General features: G+C 58.3%; 48 protein-coding genes. 20 read left to right on the top strand and 28 right to left on the bottom strand.

Translation table 11 applies throughout. The features are described 5' to 3' along the window. Positions 1–300: 300 nt before the first annotated feature. Both QW868_RS31590 and QW868_RS31585 read left to right on the top strand, forming a co-directional pair. Entirely contained in the window at positions 301–1,734 is a 1,434-nt protein-coding gene (locus tag QW868_RS31590; RefSeq protein ID WP_315731675.1) for a hypothetical protein, read from the top strand. Further along, on the top strand, positions 1,731–3,752 hold the full coding sequence (locus QW868_RS31585; RefSeq protein WP_315731677.1) for a hypothetical protein: 2,022 nt from the start codon (positions 1,731–1,733) through the stop codon (positions 3,750–3,752). The genes QW868_RS31590 and QW868_RS31585 overlap by 4 nt, the downstream gene beginning before the upstream one ends. Here QW868_RS31585 and QW868_RS31580 read toward each other — a convergent pair. Continuing rightward, positions 3,734–3,880 (bottom strand): hypothetical protein, encoded by a 147-nt coding sequence (locus tag QW868_RS31580; protein ID WP_315731679.1) that lies wholly within the window; start codon positions 3,878–3,880, stop codon positions 3,734–3,736. The genes QW868_RS31585 and QW868_RS31580 overlap by 19 nt on opposite strands. On the opposite strand from QW868_RS31580, the gene QW868_RS31575 reads away from it, so the two are divergent. Both QW868_RS31575 and QW868_RS31570 read left to right on the top strand, forming a co-directional pair. Continuing rightward, on the top strand, positions 3,879–4,595 hold the full coding sequence (locus QW868_RS31575; protein WP_315747732.1) for a hypothetical protein: 717 nt from the start codon (positions 3,879–3,881) through the stop codon (positions 4,593–4,595). The two genes, QW868_RS31580 and QW868_RS31575, sit on opposite strands and share 2 nt — an antisense overlap. Then, positions 4,592–5,605, top strand: a complete 1,014-nt coding sequence (locus tag QW868_RS31570; RefSeq protein WP_315731683.1) for a phage tail protein — start codon at positions 4,592–4,594, stop codon at positions 5,603–5,605. The genes QW868_RS31575 and QW868_RS31570 overlap by 4 nt, the downstream gene beginning before the upstream one ends. On the opposite strand, the gene QW868_RS31565 is transcribed toward QW868_RS31570, so the two are convergent. Next, positions 5,598–5,828 carry a hypothetical protein gene (locus QW868_RS31565; RefSeq protein WP_315731685.1) on the bottom strand — a complete coding sequence of 77 codons (231 nt, stop codon included), beginning with the start codon at positions 5,826–5,828 and terminating at the stop codon, positions 5,598–5,600. The genes QW868_RS31570 and QW868_RS31565 overlap by 8 nt on opposite strands. 13 nt (positions 5,829–5,841) lie before the next feature. Between QW868_RS31565 and QW868_RS31560 the strand changes: the two genes are divergently transcribed. The 6 genes from QW868_RS31560 to QW868_RS31535 all read left to right on the top strand — a co-directional run bounded on the left by QW868_RS31560 (position 5,842) and on the right by QW868_RS31535 (position 8,111). After that, positions 5,842–6,489, top strand: coding sequence for a hypothetical protein (locus QW868_RS31560; protein WP_315731687.1), 648 nt, complete (start codon positions 5,842–5,844; stop codon positions 6,487–6,489). Next, positions 6,486–6,695 (top strand): hypothetical protein, encoded by a 210-nt coding sequence (locus QW868_RS31555; RefSeq protein WP_315731689.1) that lies wholly within the window; start codon positions 6,486–6,488, stop codon positions 6,693–6,695. Before QW868_RS31560 ends, QW868_RS31555 begins: the two co-directional genes overlap by 4 nt. Beyond that, positions 6,688–6,867, top strand: coding sequence for a hypothetical protein (locus QW868_RS31550; protein ID WP_315731692.1), 180 nt, complete (start codon positions 6,688–6,690; stop codon positions 6,865–6,867). Before QW868_RS31555 ends, QW868_RS31550 begins: the two co-directional genes overlap by 8 nt. Beyond that, on the top strand, positions 6,864–7,070 hold the full coding sequence (locus QW868_RS31545; RefSeq protein WP_315731694.1) for a hypothetical protein: 207 nt from the start codon (positions 6,864–6,866) through the stop codon (positions 7,068–7,070). The genes QW868_RS31550 and QW868_RS31545 overlap by 4 nt, the downstream gene beginning before the upstream one ends. Before the next feature lie 173 nt (positions 7,071–7,243). Continuing rightward, positions 7,244–7,627, top strand: coding sequence for a hypothetical protein (locus QW868_RS31540; protein ID WP_315747731.1), 384 nt, complete (start codon positions 7,244–7,246; stop codon positions 7,625–7,627). A 166-nt stretch (positions 7,628–7,793) separates the two neighbouring features. Beyond that, positions 7,794–8,111, top strand: a complete 318-nt coding sequence (locus QW868_RS31535) for a hypothetical protein (RefSeq protein WP_316232385.1) — start codon at positions 7,794–7,796, stop codon at positions 8,109–8,111. Between the two features lie 7 nt (positions 8,112–8,118). Here QW868_RS31535 and QW868_RS31530 read toward each other — a convergent pair whose 3' ends face one another. The 6 genes from QW868_RS31530 to QW868_RS31505 all read right to left on the bottom strand — a co-directional run bounded on the left by QW868_RS31530 (position 8,119) and on the right by QW868_RS31505 (position 9,743). After that, positions 8,119–8,349, bottom strand: a complete 231-nt coding sequence (locus QW868_RS31530) for a hypothetical protein (protein ID WP_315731699.1) — start codon at positions 8,347–8,349, stop codon at positions 8,119–8,121. Positions 8,350–8,361: 12 nt separating this feature from the next. Further along, complete coding sequence (locus tag QW868_RS31525) at positions 8,362–8,583, bottom strand: hypothetical protein (RefSeq protein ID WP_315731701.1); 222 nt, start codon at positions 8,581–8,583, stop codon at positions 8,362–8,364. A gap of 146 nt (positions 8,584–8,729) precedes the next feature. After that, positions 8,730–9,014, bottom strand: a complete 285-nt coding sequence (locus tag QW868_RS31520; RefSeq protein ID WP_315810779.1) for a hypothetical protein — start codon at positions 9,012–9,014, stop codon at positions 8,730–8,732. Beyond that, on the bottom strand, positions 9,014–9,175 hold the full coding sequence (locus tag QW868_RS31515; RefSeq protein WP_315731705.1) for a hypothetical protein: 162 nt from the start codon (positions 9,173–9,175) through the stop codon (positions 9,014–9,016). The genes QW868_RS31520 and QW868_RS31515 overlap by 1 nt, the downstream gene beginning before the upstream one ends. A 22-nt stretch (positions 9,176–9,197) precedes the next feature. Next, positions 9,198–9,389, bottom strand: a complete 192-nt coding sequence (locus tag QW868_RS31510; RefSeq protein WP_315731707.1) for a hypothetical protein — start codon at positions 9,387–9,389, stop codon at positions 9,198–9,200. An 18-nt stretch (positions 9,390–9,407) separates the two neighbouring features. Beyond that, on the bottom strand, positions 9,408–9,743 hold the full coding sequence (locus tag QW868_RS31505) for a hypothetical protein (RefSeq protein WP_315731709.1): 336 nt from the start codon (positions 9,741–9,743) through the stop codon (positions 9,408–9,410). A 653-nt stretch (positions 9,744–10,396) separates the two neighbouring features. Here QW868_RS31505 and QW868_RS33630 point away from each other — a divergent pair. Beyond that, a complete protein-coding gene (locus QW868_RS33630; RefSeq protein WP_409998300.1) occupies positions 10,397–10,570 on the top strand; it encodes a YlcI/YnfO family protein in 174 nt (57 codons plus the stop codon). Here the strand turns inward: QW868_RS33630 and QW868_RS31500 are convergent. From QW868_RS31500 to QW868_RS31415, 19 genes are all read right to left on the bottom strand, one after another. After that, the gene (locus QW868_RS31500; protein WP_315731711.1) at positions 10,567–10,752 is read right to left on the bottom strand and encodes a hypothetical protein; all 186 of its coding nucleotides are present in this window, start codon (positions 10,750–10,752) and stop codon (positions 10,567–10,569) included. The genes QW868_RS33630 and QW868_RS31500 overlap by 4 nt on opposite strands. Before the next feature lie 31 nt (positions 10,753–10,783). Further along, a complete protein-coding gene (locus QW868_RS31495; RefSeq protein WP_315731713.1) occupies positions 10,784–11,032 on the bottom strand; it encodes a hypothetical protein in 249 nt (82 codons plus the stop codon). Between the two features lie 155 nt (positions 11,033–11,187). Beyond that, positions 11,188–11,646: a DUF551 domain-containing protein gene (locus tag QW868_RS31490; protein ID WP_315731715.1), complete on the bottom strand. Its 459-nt coding sequence runs from the start codon at positions 11,644–11,646 to the stop codon at positions 11,188–11,190. Further along, a complete protein-coding gene (locus QW868_RS31485; protein ID WP_315731717.1) occupies positions 11,643–11,879 on the bottom strand; it encodes a hypothetical protein in 237 nt (78 codons plus the stop codon). Before QW868_RS31485 ends, QW868_RS31490 begins: the two co-directional genes overlap by 4 nt. Before the next feature lie 113 nt (positions 11,880–11,992). Next, a complete protein-coding gene (locus QW868_RS31480) occupies positions 11,993–12,625 on the bottom strand; it encodes a hypothetical protein (protein ID WP_315731719.1) in 633 nt (210 codons plus the stop codon). Continuing rightward, positions 12,618–13,625, bottom strand: a complete 1,008-nt coding sequence (locus tag QW868_RS31475) for a site-specific integrase (RefSeq protein WP_315731721.1) — start codon at positions 13,623–13,625, stop codon at positions 12,618–12,620. Before QW868_RS31475 ends, QW868_RS31480 begins: the two co-directional genes overlap by 8 nt. 390 nt (positions 13,626–14,015) lie before the next feature. Then, positions 14,016–14,189 carry a Lar family restriction alleviation protein gene (locus QW868_RS33625; RefSeq protein WP_409998301.1) on the bottom strand — a complete coding sequence of 58 codons (174 nt, stop codon included), beginning with the start codon at positions 14,187–14,189 and terminating at the stop codon, positions 14,016–14,018. Positions 14,190–14,234: 45 nt separating this feature from the next. Then, positions 14,235–14,450, bottom strand: coding sequence for a hypothetical protein (locus QW868_RS31470; protein WP_315731723.1), 216 nt, complete (start codon positions 14,448–14,450; stop codon positions 14,235–14,237). A 4-nt stretch (positions 14,451–14,454) separates the two neighbouring features. Continuing rightward, positions 14,455–15,162 (bottom strand): DNA cytosine methyltransferase, encoded by a 708-nt coding sequence (locus QW868_RS31465; RefSeq protein ID WP_315731725.1) that lies wholly within the window; start codon positions 15,160–15,162, stop codon positions 14,455–14,457. Positions 15,163–15,352: 190 nt separating this feature from the next. Continuing rightward, a complete protein-coding gene (locus QW868_RS31460; protein WP_315731727.1) occupies positions 15,353–15,823 on the bottom strand; it encodes a hypothetical protein in 471 nt (156 codons plus the stop codon). Beyond that, positions 15,820–16,251, bottom strand: a complete 432-nt coding sequence (locus QW868_RS31455) for a hypothetical protein (protein WP_315731729.1) — start codon at positions 16,249–16,251, stop codon at positions 15,820–15,822. The genes QW868_RS31460 and QW868_RS31455 overlap by 4 nt, the downstream gene beginning before the upstream one ends. 3 nt (positions 16,252–16,254) lie before the next feature. Further along, complete coding sequence (locus QW868_RS31450) at positions 16,255–16,566, bottom strand: hypothetical protein (protein WP_315731731.1); 312 nt, start codon at positions 16,564–16,566, stop codon at positions 16,255–16,257. After that, positions 16,563–16,790, bottom strand: a complete 228-nt coding sequence (locus QW868_RS31445) for a hypothetical protein (RefSeq protein WP_315731733.1) — start codon at positions 16,788–16,790, stop codon at positions 16,563–16,565. Before QW868_RS31445 ends, QW868_RS31450 begins: the two co-directional genes overlap by 4 nt. Before the next feature lie 883 nt (positions 16,791–17,673). Continuing rightward, a complete protein-coding gene (locus QW868_RS31440) occupies positions 17,674–18,066 on the bottom strand; it encodes a putative HNHc nuclease (protein WP_315731736.1) in 393 nt (130 codons plus the stop codon). Then, positions 18,063–18,545, bottom strand: coding sequence for a hypothetical protein (locus tag QW868_RS31435; protein WP_315731738.1), 483 nt, complete (start codon positions 18,543–18,545; stop codon positions 18,063–18,065). The genes QW868_RS31440 and QW868_RS31435 overlap by 4 nt, the downstream gene beginning before the upstream one ends. Further along, positions 18,542–19,192, bottom strand: a complete 651-nt coding sequence (locus QW868_RS31430) for an RAD52 family DNA repair protein (RefSeq protein ID WP_315731740.1) — start codon at positions 19,190–19,192, stop codon at positions 18,542–18,544. The genes QW868_RS31435 and QW868_RS31430 overlap by 4 nt, the downstream gene beginning before the upstream one ends. Before the next feature lie 220 nt (positions 19,193–19,412). Continuing rightward, positions 19,413–19,622, bottom strand: coding sequence for a hypothetical protein (locus tag QW868_RS31425; protein ID WP_315731741.1), 210 nt, complete (start codon positions 19,620–19,622; stop codon positions 19,413–19,415). 148 nt (positions 19,623–19,770) lie between these two features. Beyond that, entirely contained in the window at positions 19,771–20,004 is a 234-nt protein-coding gene (locus QW868_RS31420; protein ID WP_315731743.1) for a hypothetical protein, read from the bottom strand. A gap of 307 nt (positions 20,005–20,311) precedes the next feature. Then, positions 20,312–20,620 carry a helix-turn-helix transcriptional regulator gene (locus tag QW868_RS31415; RefSeq protein ID WP_315747734.1) on the bottom strand — a complete coding sequence of 103 codons (309 nt, stop codon included), beginning with the start codon at positions 20,618–20,620 and terminating at the stop codon, positions 20,312–20,314. Between the two features lie 96 nt (positions 20,621–20,716). Here QW868_RS31415 and QW868_RS31410 point away from each other — a divergent pair, with 96 nt between their 5' ends. Beyond that, a complete protein-coding gene (locus QW868_RS31410) occupies positions 20,717–20,923 on the top strand; it encodes a helix-turn-helix transcriptional regulator (RefSeq protein WP_315731747.1) in 207 nt (68 codons plus the stop codon). Here the strand turns inward: QW868_RS31410 and QW868_RS31405 are convergent. Next, entirely contained in the window at positions 20,917–21,165 is a 249-nt protein-coding gene (locus QW868_RS31405; RefSeq protein WP_315731749.1) for a hypothetical protein, read from the bottom strand. The two genes, QW868_RS31410 and QW868_RS31405, sit on opposite strands and share 7 nt — an antisense overlap. Before the next feature lie 184 nt (positions 21,166–21,349). Between QW868_RS31405 and QW868_RS31400 the strand changes: the two genes are divergently transcribed. The 8 genes from QW868_RS31400 to QW868_RS31365 all read left to right on the top strand — a co-directional run. Then, positions 21,350–21,613: a hypothetical protein gene (locus QW868_RS31400; RefSeq protein ID WP_315732904.1), complete on the top strand. Its 264-nt coding sequence runs from the start codon at positions 21,350–21,352 to the stop codon at positions 21,611–21,613. Between the two features lie 120 nt (positions 21,614–21,733). Continuing rightward, positions 21,734–22,096 carry a hypothetical protein gene (locus QW868_RS31395; protein WP_315731605.1) on the top strand — a complete coding sequence of 121 codons (363 nt, stop codon included), beginning with the start codon at positions 21,734–21,736 and terminating at the stop codon, positions 22,094–22,096. Between the two features lie 26 nt (positions 22,097–22,122). Continuing rightward, positions 22,123–22,347: a helix-turn-helix transcriptional regulator gene (locus QW868_RS31390; protein WP_315731607.1), complete on the top strand. Its 225-nt coding sequence runs from the start codon at positions 22,123–22,125 to the stop codon at positions 22,345–22,347. Beyond that, the gene (locus tag QW868_RS31385) at positions 22,344–22,889 is read left to right on the top strand and encodes a class I SAM-dependent methyltransferase (RefSeq protein ID WP_315731609.1); all 546 of its coding nucleotides are present in this window, start codon (positions 22,344–22,346) and stop codon (positions 22,887–22,889) included. Before QW868_RS31390 ends, QW868_RS31385 begins: the two co-directional genes overlap by 4 nt. Beyond that, positions 22,886–23,503 (top strand): helix-turn-helix domain-containing protein, encoded by a 618-nt coding sequence (locus tag QW868_RS31380; protein WP_315731611.1) that lies wholly within the window; start codon positions 22,886–22,888, stop codon positions 23,501–23,503. Before QW868_RS31385 ends, QW868_RS31380 begins: the two co-directional genes overlap by 4 nt. A 117-nt stretch (positions 23,504–23,620) precedes the next feature. Next, a complete protein-coding gene (locus tag QW868_RS31375; RefSeq protein WP_315731613.1) occupies positions 23,621–24,031 on the top strand; it encodes a RusA family crossover junction endodeoxyribonuclease in 411 nt (136 codons plus the stop codon). Then, positions 24,028–24,273 carry a DUF2312 domain-containing protein gene (locus QW868_RS31370; RefSeq protein WP_315731615.1) on the top strand — a complete coding sequence of 82 codons (246 nt, stop codon included), beginning with the start codon at positions 24,028–24,030 and terminating at the stop codon, positions 24,271–24,273. The genes QW868_RS31375 and QW868_RS31370 overlap by 4 nt, the downstream gene beginning before the upstream one ends. After that, on the top strand, positions 24,270–24,769 hold a 500-nt coding region (locus QW868_RS31365; protein ID WP_316232384.1), incomplete at its 3' end, for a hypothetical protein. The genes QW868_RS31370 and QW868_RS31365, both read left to right, overlap by 4 nt.

The following is a 24,769-nucleotide window of genomic DNA, read 5'->3' as shown; positions in this document are numbered from 1 at the left end:
GGCCTGCTTGACGCGCTCTTTCCTCAGAATGACAGCGGCGGGCTGCTCGACTTCCTGAAGCAGAACGCTCAAAATGTCTATAATCCGGCCACTTATGCGTCTCAGCCGCCGTCTTGGTTAGCGGGCGCTCAAGTCCCGTCGCCTCTCAGCGCGCCATCTGATTCGTTTAATGATCGGTGGAACGCTCTACCAAATGCGCCGCAGCCGTTCACTCCGTCCGGCCGCACATTTGATAGTACTTCGTTCGATCCATCGACGTACGCCCCAGCACCGCAGACGCCGCCGTGGTTGACCTCAGCTATGAGCGTGCCGCCGATGCTGCCTGCCTCGGGAGGATCTGCGCCAGCGCCTACCCAGGTGGACAATAGCGATTCTGATCCGGCATCTCCGTTGGCGATCGGAAACTATATGATGCCGCGCGTTGGCCTTGCGTCAGACTATGAGACGTCGGGAAATGATGCGTCAATTCCGGCGAATGCACGTCCTACGACGGGGCAGATTGCGCCGCCTGCGGCTTCATCAGCCGCTCCGAATTTCTTCAACCGCGCCGCCGATGCGCTCGCCAGCATTTCTCATGGCGGCTCTCTGCTCGGTGCTGTTCGTGGACAATATGACGATCCGCGCACCCAGGCGGCGGCACAATCTAATCTGACTGCGCGGGCACTGATCGCTAAGGGCGTCGATCCTCAAATCGCTATTGCTGCCGTTCAACCCGGCAATTCCGAAATGCTGAAGACTTTAGTTGATCAGAAATTCGGTGCGCCGAAGCCTCCTACCGCTCTTGGTAGCGGCTATATCTACAATCCGCAGACTAACAAGGTCGAGCGTGCTTACGAGCCTGATGATAAGATCCCGGTTGGCTTTGAAAAGACAGATAATGGCTTGCGGCCGATTCCCGGAGGACCGGCTGATCCGGCCTATCTGCGTACTGCGGAAGCCCAGAAGAAAGACCCGAATGCGCCGACAGTTCTCGGGCGGGGTGGCGAGATTGTCAAAACGAATCCAGATGGTACCGTCTCGGTCTTGCACAAGAACCAAGAAGGCGGCGAGGCGACACTGAGCGACGATACAGTGAAGGCGATGGCCTCACAGTATCTTGCGGGCGACAAGACTGTTCTGCAAAACCTTGGACGTGGGGCGCAGGGCGCGGCAAATATCGTCAAGATCCGCGAAGAAATTTCTAAGCAGGCTCACGACGCCGGCCTCAGTGCCAAAGATATTGTGAACACCTTCAATGAGCAGGCTGGCGCACTCGCTGGTCAGCGTACGGTCGGCGTACGCGCGGCGAACATAAGCCTTGCCGCGAATGAAGCCAACAGCATGATTCCGATTGCGCTGATGGCGTCCGAGAAGGTTCCACGCAGTGATTGGGTACCGTGGAACAAGATGGTGCAAGCCTATCAGACAGGCACCAGCAGCCCCGAGCTTGCCAGCTTCGTAGCCGCGACCAATTCACTCGTTAATGCCTACGTACGCGCAGTGTCTCCCACTGGAGTTCCAACCGACTCTATGCGCGAGCATGCTTATGAAATGCTCAACAAGGCGCAGGGGCCAGAAGCATATAAGGCCGTAATCGAGACGATGCGCAAGGAGATGCAGGCCGCGCTTTCTGCGCCTGAGCATGTCCGTCAATCATTGCGCGGGGAAAGCAAGCCAGCAGAGGTGAACGCTTCGGCGGCTCCTACAGCCGGTGCTTACGTCTGGACTCCTGATAATGGACTACAGCCGAAATGACCATCACGGTTCACGGTCCCAGCGGCGTCACGATTGATTTTCCAGACGGAACCGATCACGACACCATCAACAAGGTAATGACGCAGGCAGTTGGTGATGGCACCAACGTACCTGCGCCAGACAAATATCAGCAAGCGGCGCAATCTGATATCGCGGCGGTGAAGGCTGCAGGGGGCGACGAAGGCGCAGGTCTAACCCGCCGCCTCGTCCATGGTGCGACACTCGGCGCCGATAGCACTATCCTTGCCGGTCTTCAGACCCCCTTGGAGATGATCAAGCGCGGCACGTTCAATCCGGCAGAAGGCTACAACTACGCCAAGGCGCGCGAAGATCAGATCATGGGTGATGCCAGGAAAAACACTGGCGCGCTCGGGACGGCGGCTGAGGTTCTTGGAGGTGCGGGTGCCGGCATGGGACTCGCCAATGCCGGCATAACGGCCGGTCGCTTCTTGGCTCCGAATGCAGGCGGATTGGCTCGGCTTGGCGCCACGACGGCGGATGCCGCGGGGCTTGGCGCAGCCGCTGGCGCCAATGAAGGTAATGGCCTGCAGGAGCGCGCGACGAATGCGTTAAAGGGTGGCGCATCCGGCCTCATTGCCGGCCCCGTTGGTTTTCTTGGAGGCAAGCTCGCCGGAGGTGTCGCTGCCCCGATCTTCGCCAATCTGAAAGCTCGGTTCAATCCTGCCGGGTATGCTGAAGGACAGGTGGCGCGCGCCATTCATGAGAGCGGCGTCTCGCCGGATGACCTCTCGCTGAATACGGTACAGGCCGCGAATGAGGGGCAACCGCAATTCACGCTCGCCGACTCCATGGGAAATGCTGGGCAGCGCATGCTGCGCGCGGCAGCGAGTGGACCGGGCGAAGGGCGAACGGCCATCGTGAATGCGCTGGAGGGTCGTCAGGCCGGACAGGGGCGCCGTGTTGTCAACGCCCTCTCGGAAGGCTTTGAGTCGCCACAAACGGCTGCGCAAACCCGCAATGCCATGACTACGGCTCGAGATGCGGCAGCGGATACAGAGTACGGGGCTGTCCGAGGTGGCGCAGGACAAGTCGATGTTGTGCCAGCCATCAATACCATCGATCGGACGATTGGAACCGGTCCCGGCCAGACGTTGCAAGCGCCGAATGACAGCATTGAAGGGGCTTTGCGGCCATTCCGCGAGCGCTTAGCACGTGTCAGCCCCAATGACTTCGAAGCTGTCCAACGCATTCGCGGTGATATGGCCGATGCAGCACAAAGTGCACGGCAAAGCGGAAACGGCAATCGAGCTCGATTGATCGGACAAGCTGTGCGCGAGCTCGATGCCAGCATGGAAGCGGCTAGTCCCGGATATCGGCAGGCCAACGCCAACTTCCGCCAGAGATCGCAGGATATCGAGGCGATTGACGCTGGGCGTCAAGCGGCGCAGCGCGGGCGCCCAGAAGACACTATCCCGAACTTCCAAAGCCAATCGCAAGCCGGTCAGCGCGCGTTCCGTACGGGCTATGCAGATCCATTGATCGAGCAGGCGCAGACTGCGCCGATCGGCGCCAATAAGGCGCGACCTCTGACTAACGACGCATTTCAGGAAGAGGCTGCCGCGATGGCGCCAGGCAATCCGATGATGCAACGTCGGATCAATCGCGAAATGACCATGTTCGAGACTCGCAATGCGGCTCTCGGTGGCTCCAAAACGGATATGAACCTTGCCGACGCCGAAGCCATGGGCGTCGATCCGCACTTAATGGGTATGGTCGGCAACATCGCGGCCGGAAACTATCATGGCGCAGTGCATAATGCGCTCGCGGCTGGCCGCAATCATCTCACCGGTAATACTGCGGAAGTACGCCGACAGGTAGCAAATATCCTGTTGCAGAATGGCGGCAATATCTCAGCTCATCAGCTTCGGGACATGGTGAACCGCACGGTGGCTCGCATCCAATTCGTGCAGGGCATTGCGCGGAATATGACTCGAGGAGCTTATGGAGGCCTAGCCGTTTCCAATCCTGCGATCGCAGATCAGCGGCGCAGCAGGTAGAGGAGTGCGACCGTTGCAATCCATCCAACCGCATAGGCGAGAGCATTCGGCAAGCCCGGCCCAAAAATCGGTTCGTGCGGCTTTGGCCTATCCGATTTCCATTGATGCGGTGGAAGGTCGATATCCATGAGCTATTCCGATTCCGTGATTCAGGCTGAAAGTAGCGGCGATCCGAACGCAACGAATGATCGTTCGTCGGCCTCGGGTCCGGCTGGGTTCATCAATGGGACGTGGATCGACATGATCCGCCAGCATCGGCCTGATCTTGCCCAGGGCAAAAGCGATGATGAATTGCTGGCGCTCAAGACAGATCCGAAGCTCGCTGGCGAAATGGCGGATGCGTATGCGAACGACAATGCCGCGATCCTAGCCAAGAACGGGCTTCCTGTCACGGACGGTACTAAATACCTCGCACATTTTGCGGGGCCGCAAGGGGCTGTCAAAATTCTGCAGGCCGATCCGAGCGCCAACGCTGGGGATGTGCTCGGCCCGCTCGCGCTGAAAGCCAATCCCTGGCTTGCCAAGACCACTGCGCAGGGCTTGCAGGCCATGATGGCAAAGAAGGCCGGCGTGGCCTCGCCAACAGCCGCTTCCCAGCCAGCAGCGGCTCCCCAGCCCGCCGCCGCCCCACAGGCTCCGCAGCCGACCGCTCCTCAACAGCCAGCGCCGATCTTCGCGCAGGCACGCGCCCCCGGTGGGCCAGGTCCGGCTATCCAACCCTATACCGATCCAGTTCCGGCCCCGGTTCCGATCTTCGCACCGCAGCGGCCACAAATTGACCTTTCCGGACTGCGCCAGGCCCTCGCCGCGCGCCAGCCGATCTTCGCCAGGGGGCTCTCATGACGCTATACAAATGGTCACAGACGGCTAACACCAACGCCAGCGCGGATTCCACGATCAATTGGGCGGAAGGCCAGCTTCCGAGCTCGATCAACGATTCCGCCCGCGGGATGATGGCGGCGACCTCGAAATATCGCGATGACATCGCTGGTGCGATCGTCACGGCGGGCACCTCGTCGGCCTATACCGTATCGAGCTATCAGGTCTTCGACACGCTGACTCATTTGAACGGGCAGATGATCGCGTTTACCCCGCATGTGACCAACGCTGGAACCTGCACGCTGAACGTCGATAGCCTCGGGGCGAAACCACTGCGCTCGGCACCGAATGCCGATCTGTTGGCCGGCACCATCATCCAGGGAACGCCTTACACTGCGACCTACAATAACACGGATGGCGTGTTCTATTTGCAAGGCTTCTATGGGAACCCATACAATATCCCGTTGGCCGCCAGCATTGAATATTGGCTTCCGACCACGCCAAATTCGAGCTTTACGTTCCTGAATGGTGCCCCGATCTCCCGGACGACATATTCGGCGCTGTTTTCCCTGATGGGAACGACATTCGGCGCGGGCGATGGCTCGACCACCTTCAATATCCCAGATTGTCGCGGGCGCGTTGTGGCGTGTCCGGATGTGTTCGGTGGAAGTGGTGACCCGAACCGCTTAACAAATGGTCCGCTCGCGAGTGTGCGCAATTCCATCGGCGGCGCTGGTGGTGAGGCAGCCCATACGCTCACGCTCGGAGAATTGCCGACCGGTATCTCGTCATCGGGGAGCAATTCGATTACCGTTACCAGCAGCCAGAATATTGCAGCGACGCCCGGATCGATCGGATCTGGTTTCGCAGGTTCATCAGGGAATCTTGCTCCCGTATCGGCATCTAACTGGAACGGGATAACGTCCCTCTCTGCCAACAATAACATTGGTGTTACATCGTCCAACACAGGCGGAGGGGCTCACTTCAACATGCAGCCGACAATCCTTGCTAACCGGATCATGAGGATCATTTAGGAAGGCGGCTTTCGACGTCTTTCCACCACGCCTGAACGGACGTATCGCGGTGATCGGGCTCGGCCTTTGGACGCCAGAGGCCGACACTGATCGCGACGCCGAGATAAAGCGCACTGAGGACCACGGCAAACAGGAATGACTTTGCTCTCATGAGACAATCATAGGGTGAATCTTCGGGAAAATCATTCCAAAACGCAGCCTTGATAGTGTCGATCTCGACCAATTGAGACCGACCAATGGCCGATTTGAAGGCTCTGACCGCTGCGAATGCCAAGCGCTGGGCTTCAGCCAAGCTGACCCGCGATTTCGGCTATGCGGCAAAGCGCCTAGTTGCGGCTAAATCCCACTATCAGGCGGTCGAGAAAGCCACGAGTGTTCCCTGGTTCGTGATCGCGGTCATCCACGAGCGGGAAAGTTCGCAGAGCTGGTTGGGCTCCCTGGCCCAGGGCGACCCCTGGAACAAAGTTTCAATCCATGTCCCGGCAGGTCGAGGTCCGTTCAAGAACTGGGAAGCCGCGGCAATCGATGCCCTGGTCAACTGCCCTCCTCACGCCGCCCGCTGGGGCGATTGGAGCGCGGGTGGGGCGCTGACCCTGCTCGAGCAATATAACGGGCTGGGATACGCCAACAAGGGCGTCCCGTCGCCCTACGTTTGGTCCGGCACCAACCAGTACGTTTCCGGGAAGTATATCCGGGACGGGATCTATGCCCCGAACGTCGTGGATCAGCAGCTCGGCTGCGCCGGCCTGCTCAAGGCGATGATGGCAATTGACCCGACCATTACCTTCACCGGGGTTGTCCTGACGCCGATCGAGCCGGCCAAACCGTCGCTGCTCGAGATCATCTTCGATTTCATCAAGGCGCTCTTTGGGGGCAAGAAATGAAAAAGCTGCTGTTCGTTCTCTATCTGGCCCTCGGCGGCTGCGCCTCAATCCCGGTCGCCAAAGCGCCCGTGGTCAAGCAGCACCGGGTAATCCAGCATCACGTCGCGCCAGTTATCACCGCGCCCGTACCTGCTCCGGTCGAGGTTCCCAAGCCGAAGCATAAACGCTGGCTCGATTTCTTCAAGAAGGACCGCCACAATGGCTGATTTGTTCGCGGCGTCGATCGGGGGCTTGGCTGGCGGCGCGCTGGTCTGGCACTTCAAGGAAAAATTCGTGTCTTGGTGGCACGGCGCGGAGACCTATGTCCAGATGCTCAAGGCGGAAGCCGCGGCGATCGAGGCAAAGGCAGCGGCGCTCAAGGCCGTGGTGTCGAAATGAACCTGGACAACATCGCGCCATTCGCGCGAATCCTCCTCCGGTATTTCGGCGCGGCTCTAATCAGCGCGGGGCTCACGATCAAACCAGACATCTTGACCGATCCTGACGTGGTGCAGATCACCTGCATCATTCTCGGGGCTGGATGCTCGGCTCTTTCCGAGGGCTGGTACTATCTCGCCAGGAAGAACGGGTGGGGGCGCTGATGAAAGTCCTATTCGCCCTCGCTCTGACTTGCGCTCTGCTCTGGACCGGATGCGTGGTTTTCGCGAACATGATGCGGCCGCCGAGCTCGGGCTCATTCGTCGGAGGGAATACGATCGCCGTTGTGTGGCTCCTGGTCGCGATCTGCGGCGCCATGGTCTATTGGGGATAGGCCATGTGGATGACCATCATCAGCTTTCTCGGTGGCCCGGTCATCAAGGGCCTGATCCAGGCATATCAGGCCAAGCTTCAGGCCGGAACGACGGATGCCAAGATCGCGGCTGATCTAGCTGCCGCCGAGATCGCGGCGCAGCAGCTTGAAATTCAGCAGACAACGGCGCTGAAGATCGCCGAGATTGGTCACCCTTGGGAAATTGAGAAGCTGTTCGCCTATGTAACCTTGGTCTATTACGCGAAGCTTCTGATCTGGGACAAGGTGCTCGGGCTCGGCACCACCGATCCGCTCGCCGGCTGGGCGCTGGTAGCGGCCAACCTTGTCATCAGCTTCTACTTCACTAAGCGCGGCTTTGAGAACGTCGCCCGGATCATCAAACGATAGGCGGACCGGCCCGGCGTTGCTGCGCTGGGCCGATCCTGACCCCCGCGAAGGCGGCAACCTCCGAGAGGGCTTGGATCGGAATGACACGCAGAGAGTTAAGGCATCGTAAAGGCGCCGCGAGGGCGCTGTCATGACGGACGAACGAATGACTGAGCGGATCCCCGATATGCTCGCCCGCCTGACATCGCTTGAGGGACACACCGAGCGGCTGGAGCGCGCATGGCAATCGTCCGTCGACGACATCAAGGCCATCATCAGATCGGAGATCCGCGATCTCAAGGATGAACAGATCGCCGACCTCAAGCAGACCAACCGCGATCTCACTGACAAGCTTTCCGCCGCGTTCAAGCGGATTGATGAGGTCGAGCTGAGGCAGGCTCAATGGAACACCGGGGCGTCTGTGATCAACTGGATGATCAGGGCCGGGATCGGAGCTGTAGGCCTTCTCGCTGGCCTGTTCGGAGCCCAGCACATCAAGCCGTGATGGGTTATTAAGACACATTTTCGGCGTAGCGAAGCAGTTCTTCTCGAAGTCGCTTGATCTCCTTGTTGCAATTCGCAAGTTGAGACAGGAGCAAGCTATTTTCCTGGATGAGCTTTACGCGACCATCCGGTAGCGTCTCGACGAGAATTTCAAGCTTCCGCTTCAGCTCTTCGATCTCGGCTCGATCGCGATTGTATTCTATCGCTTCGTTCATCTTGTCCGTCATGTCGTCAGCCATGGCCTTATCTCCTCATTTCGGCGACTTCAACGGAATGTCGGCCGCTTCAAATTCCTGGTTCGACATCACGACGTTTCGATATCCGCGATTGCCGAGAGGCCCTATGAAATCTGACCAAGGATTGCGGATAAAGGGGCAATCGGGATGGGTCAGATCCCACTTCTCTTCAACCACGACTCTGGTTTTGTCGATCGGCCGCACACGACGATAGATCAAGGCGTTTTCAGGGTTCACGGCTTTAACTCAGCGTTATGGCGTGAAGTGATCGACCGTCTCCCCGACGACGAACAGAAGCCCATACAAAATGAACGGGGATATGATCGCGCAGAGGGTTCCGACGATGATGCGGGACGTTGTTGGCATTGTGCGCTCCTGTGATGTTAAAGCGAATGGGCATGCCGTCGCAGCGCATCGGCCTGCGCGGGCGTAGCAATGATCGTGCGGCCGTGGAGCACGAGAACGTCGGCCGGCTCGCGGTAGAGCATGACGTGATGAGGCGGGTTGCGGCGCTTCCACATGCGTCTAGTGCCCCAGCGCCCGGTGAGCTTGTTCGGCACCTTCGGGCGCACCCACGGGCCGCGCACGTCGCGCTCGGTGCGGCGCTGTTGCTGCGCATCGATAATCTGGACGCTCATGCCAGAAAACGTGCTCGGTCGCGAATACATCAGTTTGTTCTCCACGGCATCATGAGCATCAGGATCGGCCAAAAGAACAGGCTTACCAGATTGAACAGCCAAACACGATTGTAGATCGCGCACTGCGGTTTGATGAACATCGCGCCGATCGGTGGCACGAAGTAGAAAAGCCATAGCCAGTGATAGCTCATGTCGTCCCTCGTTGTCTTGCCGTTAGCGTTGGTCTGTCCTGAACTGATAGAAATCAAAGCCGCTTCCGTCAGCGTAGGCCGGAACCTTCAGGATCTTGGCCAGCGCCGCCGCATGCTCCTCGTGCGCATTGATGTCGCGACAGCAGGAGCAGCCCTCGCTGTGCATGTAATCTGCAACCAGTCGGCGAAGCTCAGCGCGTTCTTTTTCGGTCATAGTCGCGTTTCCTGGTCGTTAAGGCATAGCTGAGCGAAGCCGCTCGACTTCGGCGATCAGCGCGGAAATATCAGCCGGGGCCTCCCGGATGAAAGCGCGGTTTGCTAAAGCTTCGGCCTCAGGCACGTGCCCATATTCAATCCGCTCTAGATAGGCTTCTGCTTTGCCGTCGATGCTGCCTCCGACGACCCGCAGCGCGGGATATGTGTCTCCCCACGGGCCTTTCGTGACCTCGGCGACAGGGTAATCATCGCACATGATCATCGTGCATTTGCAGCCTCCGTCCGGGCACGAATGCCATGGCCCTGGGGTAGCGGCAGCAAGCCGCGCTTTGATTGGTTCAAGATCCAGCATTGTGTTATCTCGTCTTTAAGGTCAAAGTCGATTGCACTCACCCGGTCTATACTCGACTTCGCCGGCATATCTATCTTGCGTAAGCAACCATTTCCGGGTTTTTTCTGCTTCGGCCTTTGTGTCGTGGTAGTAATAGACATTCCCTGAATACTGGAATCGACCGTCTCTTCGTTCGGTCTTGGCGACAGCCCAAGGCATTTGGTTCAACATCGCGTTATGCTCCATGCACATTAGTTCAAGGTGTTATCCACTGCTTTCCGGAATGCTTGCTCTGCCCGTTCCCACGCAATCTCTTTGGTTCGCTTGGTCTGCGTCCCTGGAGTAGCTGCTTCGTAAGCTTGTGCAGCCTTGACAGCGCGGTAGTGTAGGGACAGTAGCTCCTTCTTTTGAAAGGGGGTCACTTGGACCCCCTCCGGCACTCCGGGTGACATCGCAAGATCCCGCACTTAAGAGAATGGCCTTGGGCAATCGTAAGGCGATTGCGGCGGGCAATGTCGGCGGCGAGATCGTCTTTGGCTTTTTGGCTCCGCTGGTATTTTAGTTCGGCAGCCGCATGAGCGAGGGCGGCTTGTTCTATCTTGCGCATTCATTTGCTCCTTGGCTTGACGATAGATAAATCATATGAGATATTTGTGGCATCGTCAATACCTCATATGAGAAAAATCGGCATGGGACGCAAAAAAATGTGGGCCGAAGATATGCAGGCCAGATTTCCGGAGGGCACATTTGCCCGGATTGATGCCGTCCGGCAAGACGGGGAAGATCGAACGGACTTTGTTCGGGAAGCAGTCGAACGGGAACTGAAGCGTCGGGAGAGATTGTGTTAATCAATGCCAAGTCGATGACGCCAACCTTCGGTGCCGAACATGTCGTCTTGGTCTCCTTCGTCCAAGAACATTTCGAGGGCGTCGATGTGTTCCAGAAGTCTGTTGACGTCGGCCTGTTCGGCCTTCCCGACAAGATTCTTGCCCCTCACGATATTGATCGTCTTTTCGGTCTGTGCTTTCACGTTGTCGCTCCTCGGTTGCGTTAATCTTGCCCTAGCGCTGATCTTCGGGGCCGGTCGTGCTCCCCGCGACCCTCACGGCGCCTTGACGGTTGCATGTGTCTCGAATGAACTGGTCAGCCGCCATGATTGATTGCGTCGGCCGGTCAGAAATGACCGGATCGTTCTCGGCCAATAGCTCGCCGTCGAACGACCAGTATTGCATCACGCAGCGCACGGGATCTCCGACGATCCCTTTGCCGCGCTTCTCTTCCACCTCAATCACCTGTATGACCTTCGCCATTCCTGCCTCCTGCCGCTCCATGCGGCTCTGCCTTGTCAGTTGAGCCCAACTACGGTAAAAAAACTTTGGGCGGCAGGTGCACAGGTCTCTACCCTCGGGAGAGATTGAGCCCTCGGTGACGTTGGCTTGCATGCCGCCCATCTTGCGATCTGTGGTTAGATTGCCACCGGGGGAGCCGGCAGCGGCATCCAGTGGGTGGCACGAAATGGGCTGAAGCCAGCGCCCTCCCACCATGAGTGCTCCCATTCTTCTCTCCGGTAGAATTCTGGAATATCAGTTTCCAGAAATCGCTCGCCTTTATGCACGTACCAGTAGACGACAGCTTGAACGGGTCCATTCAACCCGTCAGGGGTATATGCCAGGATGGGAGCCCCATCCTTCGGTGCCGTCTCGATCGGTTGCCACTGACTATCGCCGCTCAATGCTGCCTCCTGGTGATTGCGTGGATCTGCATCCGTCTCTGGCGTGCCGGGTTGCGCCTGAACGCCACGCAGGCGGTCCAGAACGGTCTCGTTGTTCAGCAACCGGCGTAGCGCCTCGTTCGGCTCGGGCGGGGCGGCGAGCGTGTCCATGAGCGCCTCGTAGTCTTTCGGGTGCAGTTTGATCACGCTCATCGATCCGCTCCCATAACCTGGATGTCCCAGCCGCGGCCGGTCCGATCTTCGTCCTGGGACTGATCGGGCCAGAGCTTGCGAGCGTACGCAGCCGCGTCGGTTGCGGATACGAAGAATCGGATACCTCCATTCGCATTGATCGGAATGCCGTCCTTGTCGATCAGCTCGAAGCGAACGGGGCCAGAACGGCTGCGTGCTGCTGGCGTGCGAATTTTCTGATCTGTTCCGGTCATGTTCACCCTCTTTTGGCCCCGATCGGCGAGGCGCTGGCTGCTCTGTCCATTGTTTTTACAATGGAATTTCATTGTGCCAGGAGGGTCGAAAGACCCCCCGGACGGGTCTTTGCCTATTTTGATAGTTGTTTAAAATCAATAACTTGAGAAGTTTCGTGTGTTTCCGCGTGCTGTACGTGCGCTGTAGATGTCTCCTCATTTGCTACGACGACCGCCGATCTCGCAACCCCTCGCGCCAATCGTAACAGCGTGTCGTATCCCCAAGAATTCATCGCTGTGTTCGCGATCAGGCAAACGACGCGAACATTGTCGATGCTGTAGCCATGGCGGTTTTCGATTCGATCCAGGCTCGGAGCCCATGGATCTCGCCAGCGGCCGGGCACCGTCGTTTTCGAAAAAGCGATACCAGAAACTGCGCATTTGAAGCCAGTCGAATGCATCAGCTCGTAGACCTCGGCGGGGTCAAGATCGAATGGAATGTTGCGTTCTACAGAACTGAGACGATGCCTCTTGTGGACTGCGAGAGCGACCTGCCTCCAGTCCATGTCCGAGTCGTCGTAACTCGATCTCCAGCCACTAAGGCATTCTCGCTTAACGCTCTCCAACCTGATCTTGGCCTCTCCGAGATCTTTCGTGCGCAGGCTTTTTCGAATGCGCTGGCCTTCGTGGGTCGCAATGAGGTGGTAAAATCCATCGCGCTTGATGAGGTAGAAATCCTCATCTCTGTAGACCTCACGCTTACCCATTTTTGATCTTCCTCTTGGTCGGTTCCGTCACATCGAACAGCCCTTCCGTCAGCGTCGCGTCGTCAATCGCATGAGCATAGGTCGCGAGCACCTGGTGCGGTGACGACCATCCGCCGAGCTTGGCGACCGTCGCCACGTCCTTGCCCTGGCGCAGCAGCGCAGTGGCGAACCCGTGCCGGCATGAATGGCAGGTTAGGCGCTCGAAGCTCTCCTGAGCCTCCGCAGCCGCGGCAATCGCCGCATCCCAGGCGCGGCGTATCGATGTCTCGGGGCGGTCGAACGGAGCGGCGTCGCGCGGCAGGTTCGCCAGTGCCACCAACAACCGCTGCGGCATATGGGCGATGCGCTGCTTCTTCGTCTTGCGGTCGCGCACTAGGATCGTCTGAGCCTTGAAATCGATGTCTCGCCACTCGATCCGGCGGGCCTCTGAGATCCGGCATCCGGTAGCGAACATGGTCAGCGCGAGCGCGCCGATAGTCGGCTCGGCGTGCTTGCAGAAGGTATCCAGCCATTCCAGCGTGATCGGCGCTTTGATCTTCCGCTCGAACTGGAACCGGCGCACCCGGACCGGCGCGCACCGCTCGAGCTCGGCGCAGTGATTGATGATCGCCTGCGTCGGGGTGATCACCTGGCGGTTTCTGGTCGCGCCGCTATCGTTCGGGTGGATGTCGATTGCGCTCTGGCGGATCGCACCGGCAGTCATGTCGCGCACCCGTGCATCCTTCCAATGCAGCAACAGGCGGGTGATGTACATCTGAGACCGCTTATCCATGCCACGGCCGGCCTTCTCATAGAGCTCGACGGCCTCGGGGAAGGTCAGGTCTTGCGGTCCAACGAGACCACGTTTGAAGTGCTCTCGTTCGAGCGCGGCGATAAAGCGCGCCGCGTCGGCTTTGTTCGCCGTGCCAGTAGTTCCGCGGAGGTAATCTTCGGCGACCTTCCCCCGGTAGTGCCAGACAAAACCGTCACGGGTTTTCCGCTTGTAGAGCTTGAGGGGCATGGCTCAGTCGCCTTTATGATCGTCTCGACGTGTCGGGGAAGGAGGGCCATACGATTGCTCAAAATGCAGCACGCGCCAAGTTCTTTCGCCAGCCGCCGCAATCGCTTCGGCGACCAGCCCAGCGTCTTCGCCAGTTCCTCAGGACTGATGGCCTCGATCATGTGCGCTAACCCGAGGTTATGGGAACCGCGTCTTCGCAATTGTCGTCCGTGAGTTCGGATACGATCAGGTAGCCCTTGCCGCGACATGTCGAGCAACGCGGTGGGGTGGGCTCAAGGCAACAGCAACAATCCTCGCCGCACGTGCACGACTCTTCGTAATATCCGCCGCCGCCACAATCCCAGCAGCCGACTTTATATTTTTGCTCGGTCATGTTCGTTATCCGATGGTTTACGCTGCTGTCGCAGCATTCCACTTTTGTGCAGACTCAGCTTCGGTGTCGGCTGATGGGCCGCGCGCCCCGCAATCGTCACACTCGACCCACGCGTCTGTCACCGCGAAGTTTCCATCCGTCTCAGTCCATATCGAGACGTGAAGCGACTTGCAGAACGGGCAATGGCCCATGGTTTCGGAAAAGACCTCTCTCATGGCGTCCTCATTATCCAGTTGCTAATGCTGCTCTTTGATCCAGGCCATGATCTTGTTGGCTCGCCCGATCACGTCGGCGTCGGCCTGGTGATGCGGCAAGCCGCCGCCAGCGCTGTAGACGCCATTGGTGGGGCCATAAGTCGTCACCACGGGCCAACGCATCGCCATCTCAATGCACCAGCGGTTGAGTTCGACTTGCTTCGGAGTCGCGGCGGCGGTCTTCACTGCTTTAGCCATGTGCTCAATCCTTGTGTTGACAGTTCGTTAGCGCGATTGCTCGCCCAATGGCCGTGACCATTGCGGGAGGGTTGGAATCTCCAATTGCCTCGACGGCAGCATTTCGGTCCAGCCAACCGGAAGGCCCATTAGCCACTCGCAGATCTCGGGGTGGACCCGCATGCCAAGGGTTTCCGGCAACGGCTGCCCGCGCGATTCTGTCAATCTCTTGTGGGATGGCCTGCCAGGCGATCGATAGTCGCGCGAGACAGGGGTGGGCAAGAATGAACACTCGCCTGCGGATATGAGGCGCACCAAGGTCGCAAGCCGCAAACTCAACTCTGGCACTGTGATAGCCAGATCGCGCCAAATCGTCCGTGACTTTGGCTTCCCACTCCGCGTTCCCCGGGGGCTGCTCCACGACAAACCATTCTGTGCCGGCGTCGAGCCCAACGCGCAGCATTTCAGGCCAGAGGCTTTCGCCTGTGCGCTTGCCATGGATAGCGGCGGCAACGCTGGTGCGCTGGCAGGGAGGGCCACCGATAACAATGTCGGCGCGTACTCCGGAGAACGTGCGCACGTCATCGTGGATCGGCACACCGGGGAAATGGTGAGCGAGCAACCGGCGGCGTCGTTCGTTGATCTCGACAAACTGCACGGTTCGGAAACCTCCGGCCTCTCGCATGCCGATGGCGTGACCGCCGATGTTGCTGAACAGATCGAGGACATTCATCGTTCGCCTTGTTCTGTCTTTAACTTAAATCCGGCGCGTTTTGCTGCCGCTTGTGCAGCGCGCTCTGTCATGAACCGTCGAGCAACACCGTCTGAATTTCTCAGCATGTCTCCGTCGCACTTCACGACCCACGGAAACACGAGTCCGTTGCCATCTGGCAACTTTTCGACTGTTGCTACTAGTGTCCGCGTCATGATGTGCCTTCTTTGTCAGTTAACGCGGCTGCGCGTATATGGGCGGCAACCGCTTGGGCGCCTTCCGCACGTCCTTGAATGTAGGAGGTGTAAGGCTCCGATACTGCATTCGCGCCAGCAAATCGTTCGGCAATCTTCACGCACTCCTCGATTGCCGCCTTCCTCGCGCTGGCGAGCTGCGCCGAATAATAGTTGCGATCACGAAACGCTGTTTCTGCGGCATTGCTCAGATATGTGACGTTTGATTTTGCGTCTGCCAACTCCCGAGATATGCTTGCGAGCTGCGCCCGGAGGCTGGCTACTTCAGCCCATCCTTTCGCTCCGTGCTCGACGGATTGCTCAAGGTTTGCCTTGAGGCTGGCGATCTCGGCTTGCAGCGCCGCCATCGAATCCGGTTCGTTTCCGGCTGCCATTCGCGCGTTGGTCGCGTCCTGCCATTCATCCATGCCGTTGCGTTGATCACTCATGTCCGCGATCCTCCCTTGGCCTTGGCGAGGGCGGCGTCAATGATCGGAAGCAACCCGCGCGCATCATTCCGCAAAGGCTCGTGGTTGATCGGCCACCGATTGAAGATCGCGCCTTCGTTCTCAAGAGCCATATTGCCGAGAACGGTTCTGCATCGCTCCAGCGCCCCCACGATCTCGGCGTCAGGAGCTGGGTGGGTGTAGAGGGGCTTGGAAAACTCGCCGTTCTGCCACGCCCACGCGCTGATCGATCCATCAGGATATGCGTTGTCGTCGCCAGGAATTACCCACGCCACCGGCTCCGCGCTGGCAGCAGCGGCGCGGAGGACTGGCCACAGCACTTCTGCCTTTGCAGTAGCATCGGCCATGTTCTGGCATTCATAGATGAAGTCGATGGTTTCCTCTAACGAGGTCGGTAGCTTCTCGCTCATGGCTCAGCCTTTCAGCTTGGTGAGGGCGGCTGCCGCCTTGTTCAGCGCATTGAAGAACAGTTGCCCATCGCCGGTCGGGCCGCGCCACTCGTCCTCAGCAGCAAACGGCACATCCCAATGATTGAGCCATGTTGCAACGACGCCAGCCTTCTGCTGTAGATCCTCCAGCGCCGCAATCGCCTCGGGGAGGCCGTTCACGCTCCGGACGATCAGCGCGGCGTTGGCATTCGTGCCGACGAAAAGCTGCTTGCCTCTACTGGCGACAACTCCGCCAGACCACTTTTCCCAGGGCAGCGGCGAATTCTTCTCGGTCATGGCTTCGTCCCTTCCTTGGCCTTGTTCCATATAGGGCAACCCTCATCATCGTAGCCATGGAAAGTGTCACCGTTGAACCATGGGTTGCGTGCATTCGCCGCGTCGAAGTCAAAGCGCAGCGTGCCATCGGCGTTGTAGGTCTTTCCGGTGTTAAAGTAGCGCCCGTTTTTGATGACTCCTTGACCATCTTGTACGGCCTGCCGATCGCGCTCTGTGATGCTCATGGCTTCGTCCTTTCCGTCAATGCCAGTTTCAACCGCTCCGTCACCGCGTCGAACCGCTTCACATCGTCCCGGTGCATCTGCTCGCGCGATCCGAGAAACGGCCGCGCGTGCTGCATTGTTTGGAGGAGGTCGTCTAGGAGGTGTTCAAGGTCTGGGGTCATGAGCGTGGCTTTCGTTGGTATCAACTCGTTAGCGCTTAGCGAGAGATGATCTCGACCCGGGCCATTACGGTCCGATATCCTTCACGTTTGTATCTTTCCCACTTTCCTAGTGGCGTGAAGAGATCGATCGCTTCTCGGCGCGAATAGGCCATTGTTCCCGCGATGATGCCGAGGCCTTCTTTCGAGACGGCATACATCCGTTTATGTAGGCGCGGCTTCCGCATATGGCTCATCGTTCAACCCTTCAGCATAACCAGACAGACGCAAAGCACTCCCGGCCTCGGCTTTGGCTAGTCGAGACTTCCAGCCGCTGTACGAGGTTCGCGGAAGGCGCAGGCAGGATTGGTGCAGTCATCGTGAGGTTGCTTACCGCAAGCCGCGCAGTCCGGCAGACGCGCGCCAAGACCAGCAGATATGATAGTTTCAGAATCGGCGGTTCGCTCGCATCGCGAATATCCGCACTGCATGCATTTGTAGACCAAGTTTTCCTGGCCAAATGGTCCCTTGTGATAGGTGGGACCGTTGATATGGTAAGACGTACACTTAGGGCATTTTATCATATTGCCTCTCCTCAAAACCCGCAGCACATGCCGCCGACCGGCCCGTGGCTCAGAACCCAGATCCACCACACGACAAAGACGGCAAAGGCGACGGCCAACAAGCCAACTATCCACAACAGCGCTTTCAGAACCTTGGGCGTGGCGCGGACTTTCCTTAATTCTTCATTTCGGTGGGCGATGAGCGTTCAGTACGCTCTCGCAAATCTCGTCGTCCCCTGAATGCGCGTAGAGCGACAGTGCGAGCCCGAACGGTTCTATATTGTGCATCGCCCAGAACCGCAGTTCGTTCATGCCATGCTGCTGCGTGTGATGCGTCCGGCAGAGGGGAACTACCCATTTGTCAGATGGTTTCTCGGACCCTCCGGTTTCACGCTTTCCGTGGATCACGCTTGCCGCTCGCAGATGAGCCGCGTCCGGTCCAGGAGCACCGCAGATGCAGCACTTGAGCGAGCGGATGAACGAGAGGTGACTTTCGTTCTTCTCCCGCGGCCGCCGCTGCTTGGTCGAGGCGACAGAAAATGCGGTTGGAGGTCTGACGATGCGCTGTCCGGTCATGCTCCTACGCGCTCCTTTGCTACCCATGCCTGGTATTGGCTATCGAGCTGGTGCCAGATGACGCGGGCCTTGTGGTTAGTGTCGAGTTCGGCACGCGATGCGACTCTGCAGATTGAACGGATGCATTCAGCAGCAAGGCCGTCGTTGGCAGCCCAACCTTCGCATTGCGTTTCGTTCAAAAACGCTCGGAACGTCGCGTCATTGCATCGCAGCGCCGCCTGCTGGCTGGCCGGCAAATCCCGCCAATCCCGCTTAGCCCGATCCGGCCGGGGCTGGACCTCCGGATTGGGCTTCGCGTCGGCCGCACCCGGAGCAAGGGCAGCAACAGCAAACCAGCGCTCTTTCGATGGCTGTGGCATTCCACCGAGCACTTCATAAGCAGCATCAGATTGCTCGATCGGGACTTCAAGGATCACCTGGATAACGCCTCTGGTCTTGACCAGCTTGAAATCGCTGTAGACAGCTTTGAACGCGGTCATGCGGCTTTCCCCTGCTTCGGACCTTTGGCAATGACCAGATCCTTGAGACCGTCGATGTCAGCCTGCGTCAGGCCAAAGTCGATGCGGGCCTGGCGCTCATCCTTCCACCACGTGCCGATGCGCGGATCGCCATCAGGGAAGTTGGCGATCTTGGTCTTGCATTCGGCAATGTATTGCAGGCGCAAAGCCGGGTCTTGCGGCTGCTCATCCGATACATTGGCTTGCTCTTTATCGTACAGCGCCAAACCGAACGGATTTCCGAACGTCATCAACGCTCTTTTCATAGCGTCGGTCTCGGCTTCCTTGATCGCACTTTCATGCGCTTGGCCCTGGTCAACATCGATACCGTGGCCGGCTCCGACGCCTTCGCGCGCTACACCAAGAGCGATTACGCGTACCTTGGCGACATAGGACACGCCCCAGCCGGGGCGCTTTTGTGCACCGATCTCGCGTTCGCGCTCGGACACGCACCGAATATCGATCGTCTCACGGGTCCAGCCATCAAACCCGAAAATCCGATTAGCCTCAGCTATCGTTGTCCAGCCTTCGATATACGAGAGCTGGCGGCCAGCCTGCGCCCTGGTCTTGACGTGCGAGCGCGACAATGGCGCATCAAGCAAACGCTTTTGGTCCTCGGTAAAGCTCACAGCCCATTCTCCGTCTGCCCATCCCGCCGCTTCACAAAGCACGGGCAATGACCCAGGTTGATGTTGGCGCATCGGTTGTAGGGCTCGGCGTGAACCCAAAGCTTCGGCGCCACTGCGTTCAGGTTCTCAAGCCGAGGAAAGCGTACGCAAAGCCACCCTCTCGGCGATCCCTTGCGGGACTGCTCATGAACATTGTCGCAGTCTTCGCATGGAGTTATGTTCATGCGTCCACCGGCTTGCGCTGATATTCGGCCTGCGCCCTGACGACGCTCTCAAGAGCATCTGTCAGGACCTGACGCGCTCTCGCTAACTCAGCCTCAGCCTTCGTTTCAAAGTCGGGACGGCTCGGCATCAGCTTGGCATTCCGGATCATGATGCGGGCTCCCATCTCTATGCCGGTGAGATACGCGCTGTAATCACTCGCTCTCATGTTCGGCGCTCCATGCACTGACGGATGACTTCCAGATCGCGCTCGTACTTCTGAAACTCCGGGTCCAGCACGCGATCCTTGCAGGGGACATTCTGCGCGCGAAGCTCGGACCAGCGTCGGAGAGCGAGCGTTGCGAGGTCCTGCGGGCTCATGCGAGCACCGCGCGAAGCTCGAGTTCGGCCGCATCGATCAACTCGTCCGTCACGTCATCGACCATGCCGTCATCGACGAACTGGATGAACGCGATGTTCTGGTATTCGCCGGACTTGATCCGGTCGATCACGCCCTGACGGGTGATCTCGGGATCGACCACCGCTTCAAGCCCACGGCGGCCGTAGTCGGCCATGACGACGAAGTAAGAAGGGATGATCCGCTGGCGCATTGTCGTTCCCCGTGTTGATCGGACGGCACCGCGCTAGCCCATCCTGCAGTTGCCAACCCTGCCTGTCTTGCTCTCGGCTCCCGGCCGAAGCCGGATCGGAGTTTCAACCCTCTTTCGAGGACCCCATCGGCTGGGCCGATCCTTTCGGTACGGGGTGGCGGGCTAGTGCGGTGCCGTCTTGATGAAGAAGACGCTAAACCAAACTGGTAGGAATGGCAATAGGGGTTCGGAAAATATTTTAGCCAAAATGGTAGGAGCCGACCCGTGCATATAGGCCGATCTGGAAATCATCAACAGGATTTAGGATTTAGCGGCGCATGGCCGTAATGACCCGGAGGACCTGTTCCTGGACATCTGGGGGCTGATCTCGGAGCAACGCATCCGCGCTCGGCTGCTCAGGGTGGCGATAGAGATCAACCAGGTCGATCCCAAGCACCCATGCAATCGCAGACTTGGCGTCATCATCGGGACGGCGCTTGCCGGTTTCCCATCTCGAAACCGTAACGTCTGAGGTCTCAAGCCGGTCGGCGAGCTGTTGCTGGGTCAAACCGCGCTTCTCGCGCCATTCCGCGAGGAATAGCCGGACAGGTTTGCGGGGACCGATACGGGGAGGCATGGGAAAACTATAGTACCACTTTGGTATGGTTCCCATTGCCGAGGTGGTAGGAAATAGGGCTTGCGCGTCCTACCTTTTTGGTATAGTGGAGGGTGCATGGAAAAACCGCACCCACTTACGACCTATCGCGTCGGCCGGCAGATCAGCCAGGAAGCCCTGGCGAAAGAGCTGGGAGTTGCGCCGCATAGCGTGTGGCGCTGGGAGAACCGGAAACGCACTCCGCGGCCGAAGGTCGCGAAGCGCATTTCGAGGCACACTGGCATCGCCGTTGGAACATTGATCGAAGAAGGATTCGATCAATGACGCGACATCAGCTCCTCCAGGTTGAAGGCCTCTTCGGCTGCTTCTCGGCAGTCTCCCGAGGCCTGGATAAGTTGATCAGCACGCATTACCGCAGAATAAAGCCAGTGGATCTGTCCTCCTCGTCTGATGCCGCACACCATGCGGACATTCGGCCCATCGATTTCCGTAACAACTGTCGAGATCAGATATTCCGGAAGCCCAAAGGTATCCGGCAGCTTTTTATCGACTTCATGCTTGGTCATTGCCGCTCCCCGTCACGCGCTACGCATTCGCAATCTGGGCGGAAAAATGGAGCGACCACAAGTTACCATTTCGACTCCACGTGGAAGTACGGGGTTCCGCCATGTGGATACCTGTAACCGTCTGGCTGCTCTTGCGGTTCCTGATGGTAGTTGCGTCGGCGCGTTTCCTCAAACGGAGACAAAAATGGCACGTCAATTTGGACTGAGCCGCCCGGCCGACGTCGGGGGCAGTGCGACCGCCGGCCGGGCTCTCTCGCGCGCCGGGGAAACGCGCGAATACGAAACTCAGATTTCACCCGCATTTCGCGAGCGCGTGGCGCTGGCGTTCTGTGTGGTGTTCTTCGGGCTGATCGCCATCGTCGTCGGCGTTTCTGCGTTCTTCGCCTCGATGCTGGTCGATTGGAACGGAGTTACGGAGACCGCCATTCGCGTGGTCGATCTCGGTTAGTTCGACCGAGACCCGTAATTTGTTGAGGACGAGCTGGGCCTGGAAACCGATGCTTGTCCATGTGTCATCGTCGTTAGCGTGCTTCATGGTGCCATCACCACACCATGAGGAGAGTTTCAGGTGGTTAAAAAGGTTTTGCCAATGTCGCAAATGACGGATGCGGCCTATCTCGACGAAGCGGCCGTATGGTCGAAAGACCTGACGCGGATGAAAGCGCGTGGGCCAGGAGATATCGAGAATGCCATGCGCCAGATCGAGCGCGAATATGGCGTCGAATACGGATTTCTCTGGTCACTACGGTATCGGCGAGACCGCCTGAAGACGATCAGCCACTCGATCTATCTGAAGCTACACGCGGCGTACCGCGCGGAATGTGAACGGCAGATGCGGAAGTTGCAGCATGAACTCGAAATCACCGAGGCGGTCGCCGGGTCTGATCACGCTTCTGTTCGCTCGGCTAAAGCTCTGGTGGGTAAGGATTAGTAGGCGATAAAAGGGCAGGGGAAATCATGACGATCAATATTTCCGATCTGTTTCCGGACCTCACCCGGAAGCAACGAGAAGTCTGCGCGCTGTTGGTCAAGGGCTACTCGCACAAGGAAGCAGCTATCGAACTACGCTGTAGCCCCCGGACCATCGAGGACCACCTGCAGGAAATCCTCCGCAAGACGAAAGCGTATGACTCGCGGCGCCTGATCTACAAGGTGCTCGGAAGCCCCGAGGTCATCGCATGAGCCAACGCAATTCAGGTTATGAACGCAAAGAGCGCGATCTATACGAGACCCCGGAATGGGTAACAGAGGCGCTGTTATCTCATCTTCCTGCAAGGCCATTGCGGATTTGGGAACCGGCTTGCGGGTCTGGCAAGATGTCTCGCGTTCTTGGGCGTACCCATCATTCGGTGACGGCAACGGATGTCTACGATCCAGAGTTCATCGGCGTGGACTTCTTGACAGTCTCAGATCCGATCGATGGCCCCCACGACGCAATTATTACGAACCCACCCTACGAGTACGCCACGCAATTCATTGAACGCGCTTTGACATTCCAAAAGCCTCATCGAGGATTCGTGGCAATGCTGCTTCGTACCGACTTCGACCACGCCAAAAGCCGATCTTATCTATTCGCGAATTGCTCGGCTTTTGCGATGAAGATCGTCCTTACCAAACGTATCAAATGGTTCGAGGATTCCAAGGGGAAACCATCCTTCAACCACGCCTGGTTCTTCTGGGATCATAACTGGAGCACCCGGCCACAACTGGTATACGCGGCATGACCCCGTTCCAGAAAAAGCTCATCGACGAGCGCAAGGCACGTCTGGCTCGGATCGCAGCATGTGCCGTTCCTGACAAGCCGGTGGAATGCTTCTCCGCATCTGAACGAAGCAGCAGAGCAGAAGCTCGACAAAAGCATAAGCTGGATGCGGTCAAACCGTTCCAGGAAAAGGAATGGGTCGAGCGCCAGATCGAGCGATTTTCAATTCCAGAGATGAAGAAGCTCTGGTTCTCGATCTCCGATCGACCCAGCGCGATTTCGGTTCATACGATCCAGCGCGTCGTCTGCGACCACTATCGGATGCGAATGTCCGACATGCAATCGAGCCGACGAATGAGGGGGCTGGTCAGGCCGCGTCAGGTCGCAATGTATCTTTGCCGAATCCTGACATCCAAGAGCCTTCCCGAGATCGGCCGCCGCTTCGGGGGGCGGGATCACACCACGATCCTGCATGCGATCAAGCAGATCGAAGCGTTCAAGATCACAGATCCAGACATCGCCGCTGACGTGCAGCATCTCACCAATTTGCTTGAGGAGAAGGCCAATGAAGCCGCAACCGTTGCATCTCATCGTATCGCGTCTTCGCAGGATGAAGCTTGCGGATCGGATCGCTGAGCTTCGGACGCTCCTCGCAGCCGAGCGGCCGTATTCGGTGCGACGCAATGAACTGCAAAGCCTGCTCGACGGCGCGGTGATGAAGCAAATCAAACACGAACTGAGGAAGAGGGCGGCATGAGCAACATACCATCCTTTGCCGATGCGCCGTTCCATTGCCCGGCTGATATCGTGCTCGATCTCCCGCCACCGGTCAGCGTTAACCGCATCTGGAGGGCCAGGAAGGCCGGCAAGAAGCGCGTCAGAATCAGCCCTGAATACGCGGCATGGAAGATCGAGGCTGACAAGCTGTCGATCGCTACCGGCGCATTTCGTGGTCTGAAACCGATCCGCGGTAAATTCGAGGCACAGCTCATCATCCGGCGCCGGAATGGCGACCTCGACAACTTCAGCAAGGGAGTTTTGGATTGGCTGCAAAGCCGAGCCGTGATCGTCAACGACAAGTTCTGCGAGCGGCTTGTCGTTGAGTGGGGCGAGGCCCCGGCAGGAGCGCGCGTTATCGTCAAACCATTGGGGACAGATCAATGACGGAAGTAGGCCACAACGCGAACGCGCAGCTCAAGAGCATTGTTGAGCGGATCGAAAATCGGGAAGCTGCGAAGGCCGAGATCGGCGACGATATCAAGGATATCTACGCCGAAGCCAAGGGTACGGGATACGACGTCAAAGCGCTGCGGACGATCATTCGCCTGCGCAAGCAGTCTCCGGACGACATTGCTGCGCAGGAAGCCGTGCTCGACGCATACAAACATGCGCTGGGGATGGCATGAGTTGGTGGTGGCGTGCCTATAACGAAGCTGTTGACGATCCGAAGCTGATCCTTCTCAGCGATAAGGCCCATAGGGCCTGGTTCAATCTCATGTGCGTCGCGTCAGCATACGGCGGCGCGCTTCCAGATATTAAGGTGGTCGCCGTCAAGTTGAGAATAACGCCACCGCAAGCGGCTGCCATCATTGCCGAGCTGGTACAGGCCGAGCTTATCGACAGGATGGAAGATGGCCGTATGCAACCCCACAACTGGAGCTCGCGGCAATACAAGTCAGACGTTTCAACCGAGCGAGTGAAACGTTTCAGAAACAGCAAACGAAACGTTTCAGAAACGCCCCCAGAGTCAGAGTCAGAGACAGAGAAGAAAGATTCCGAAGCTAACGCTTCGGGCGCTGAAGCGCCGATCGATCATCGCAAACGGCTATTCGACGAAGGATTGCCTTTGCTCGCACGCATGACCGGGAAAGGCCCGGATAGCGTCCGCTCCTTTGTCGCAAA

It is taken from the genome of Bradyrhizobium sp. SZCCHNR1051, from assembly GCF_032489615.1.
Lineage (GTDB): Bacteria > Pseudomonadota > Alphaproteobacteria > Rhizobiales > Xanthobacteraceae > Bradyrhizobium.
This window is presented reverse-complemented; position numbering and strand designations above follow the sequence as displayed.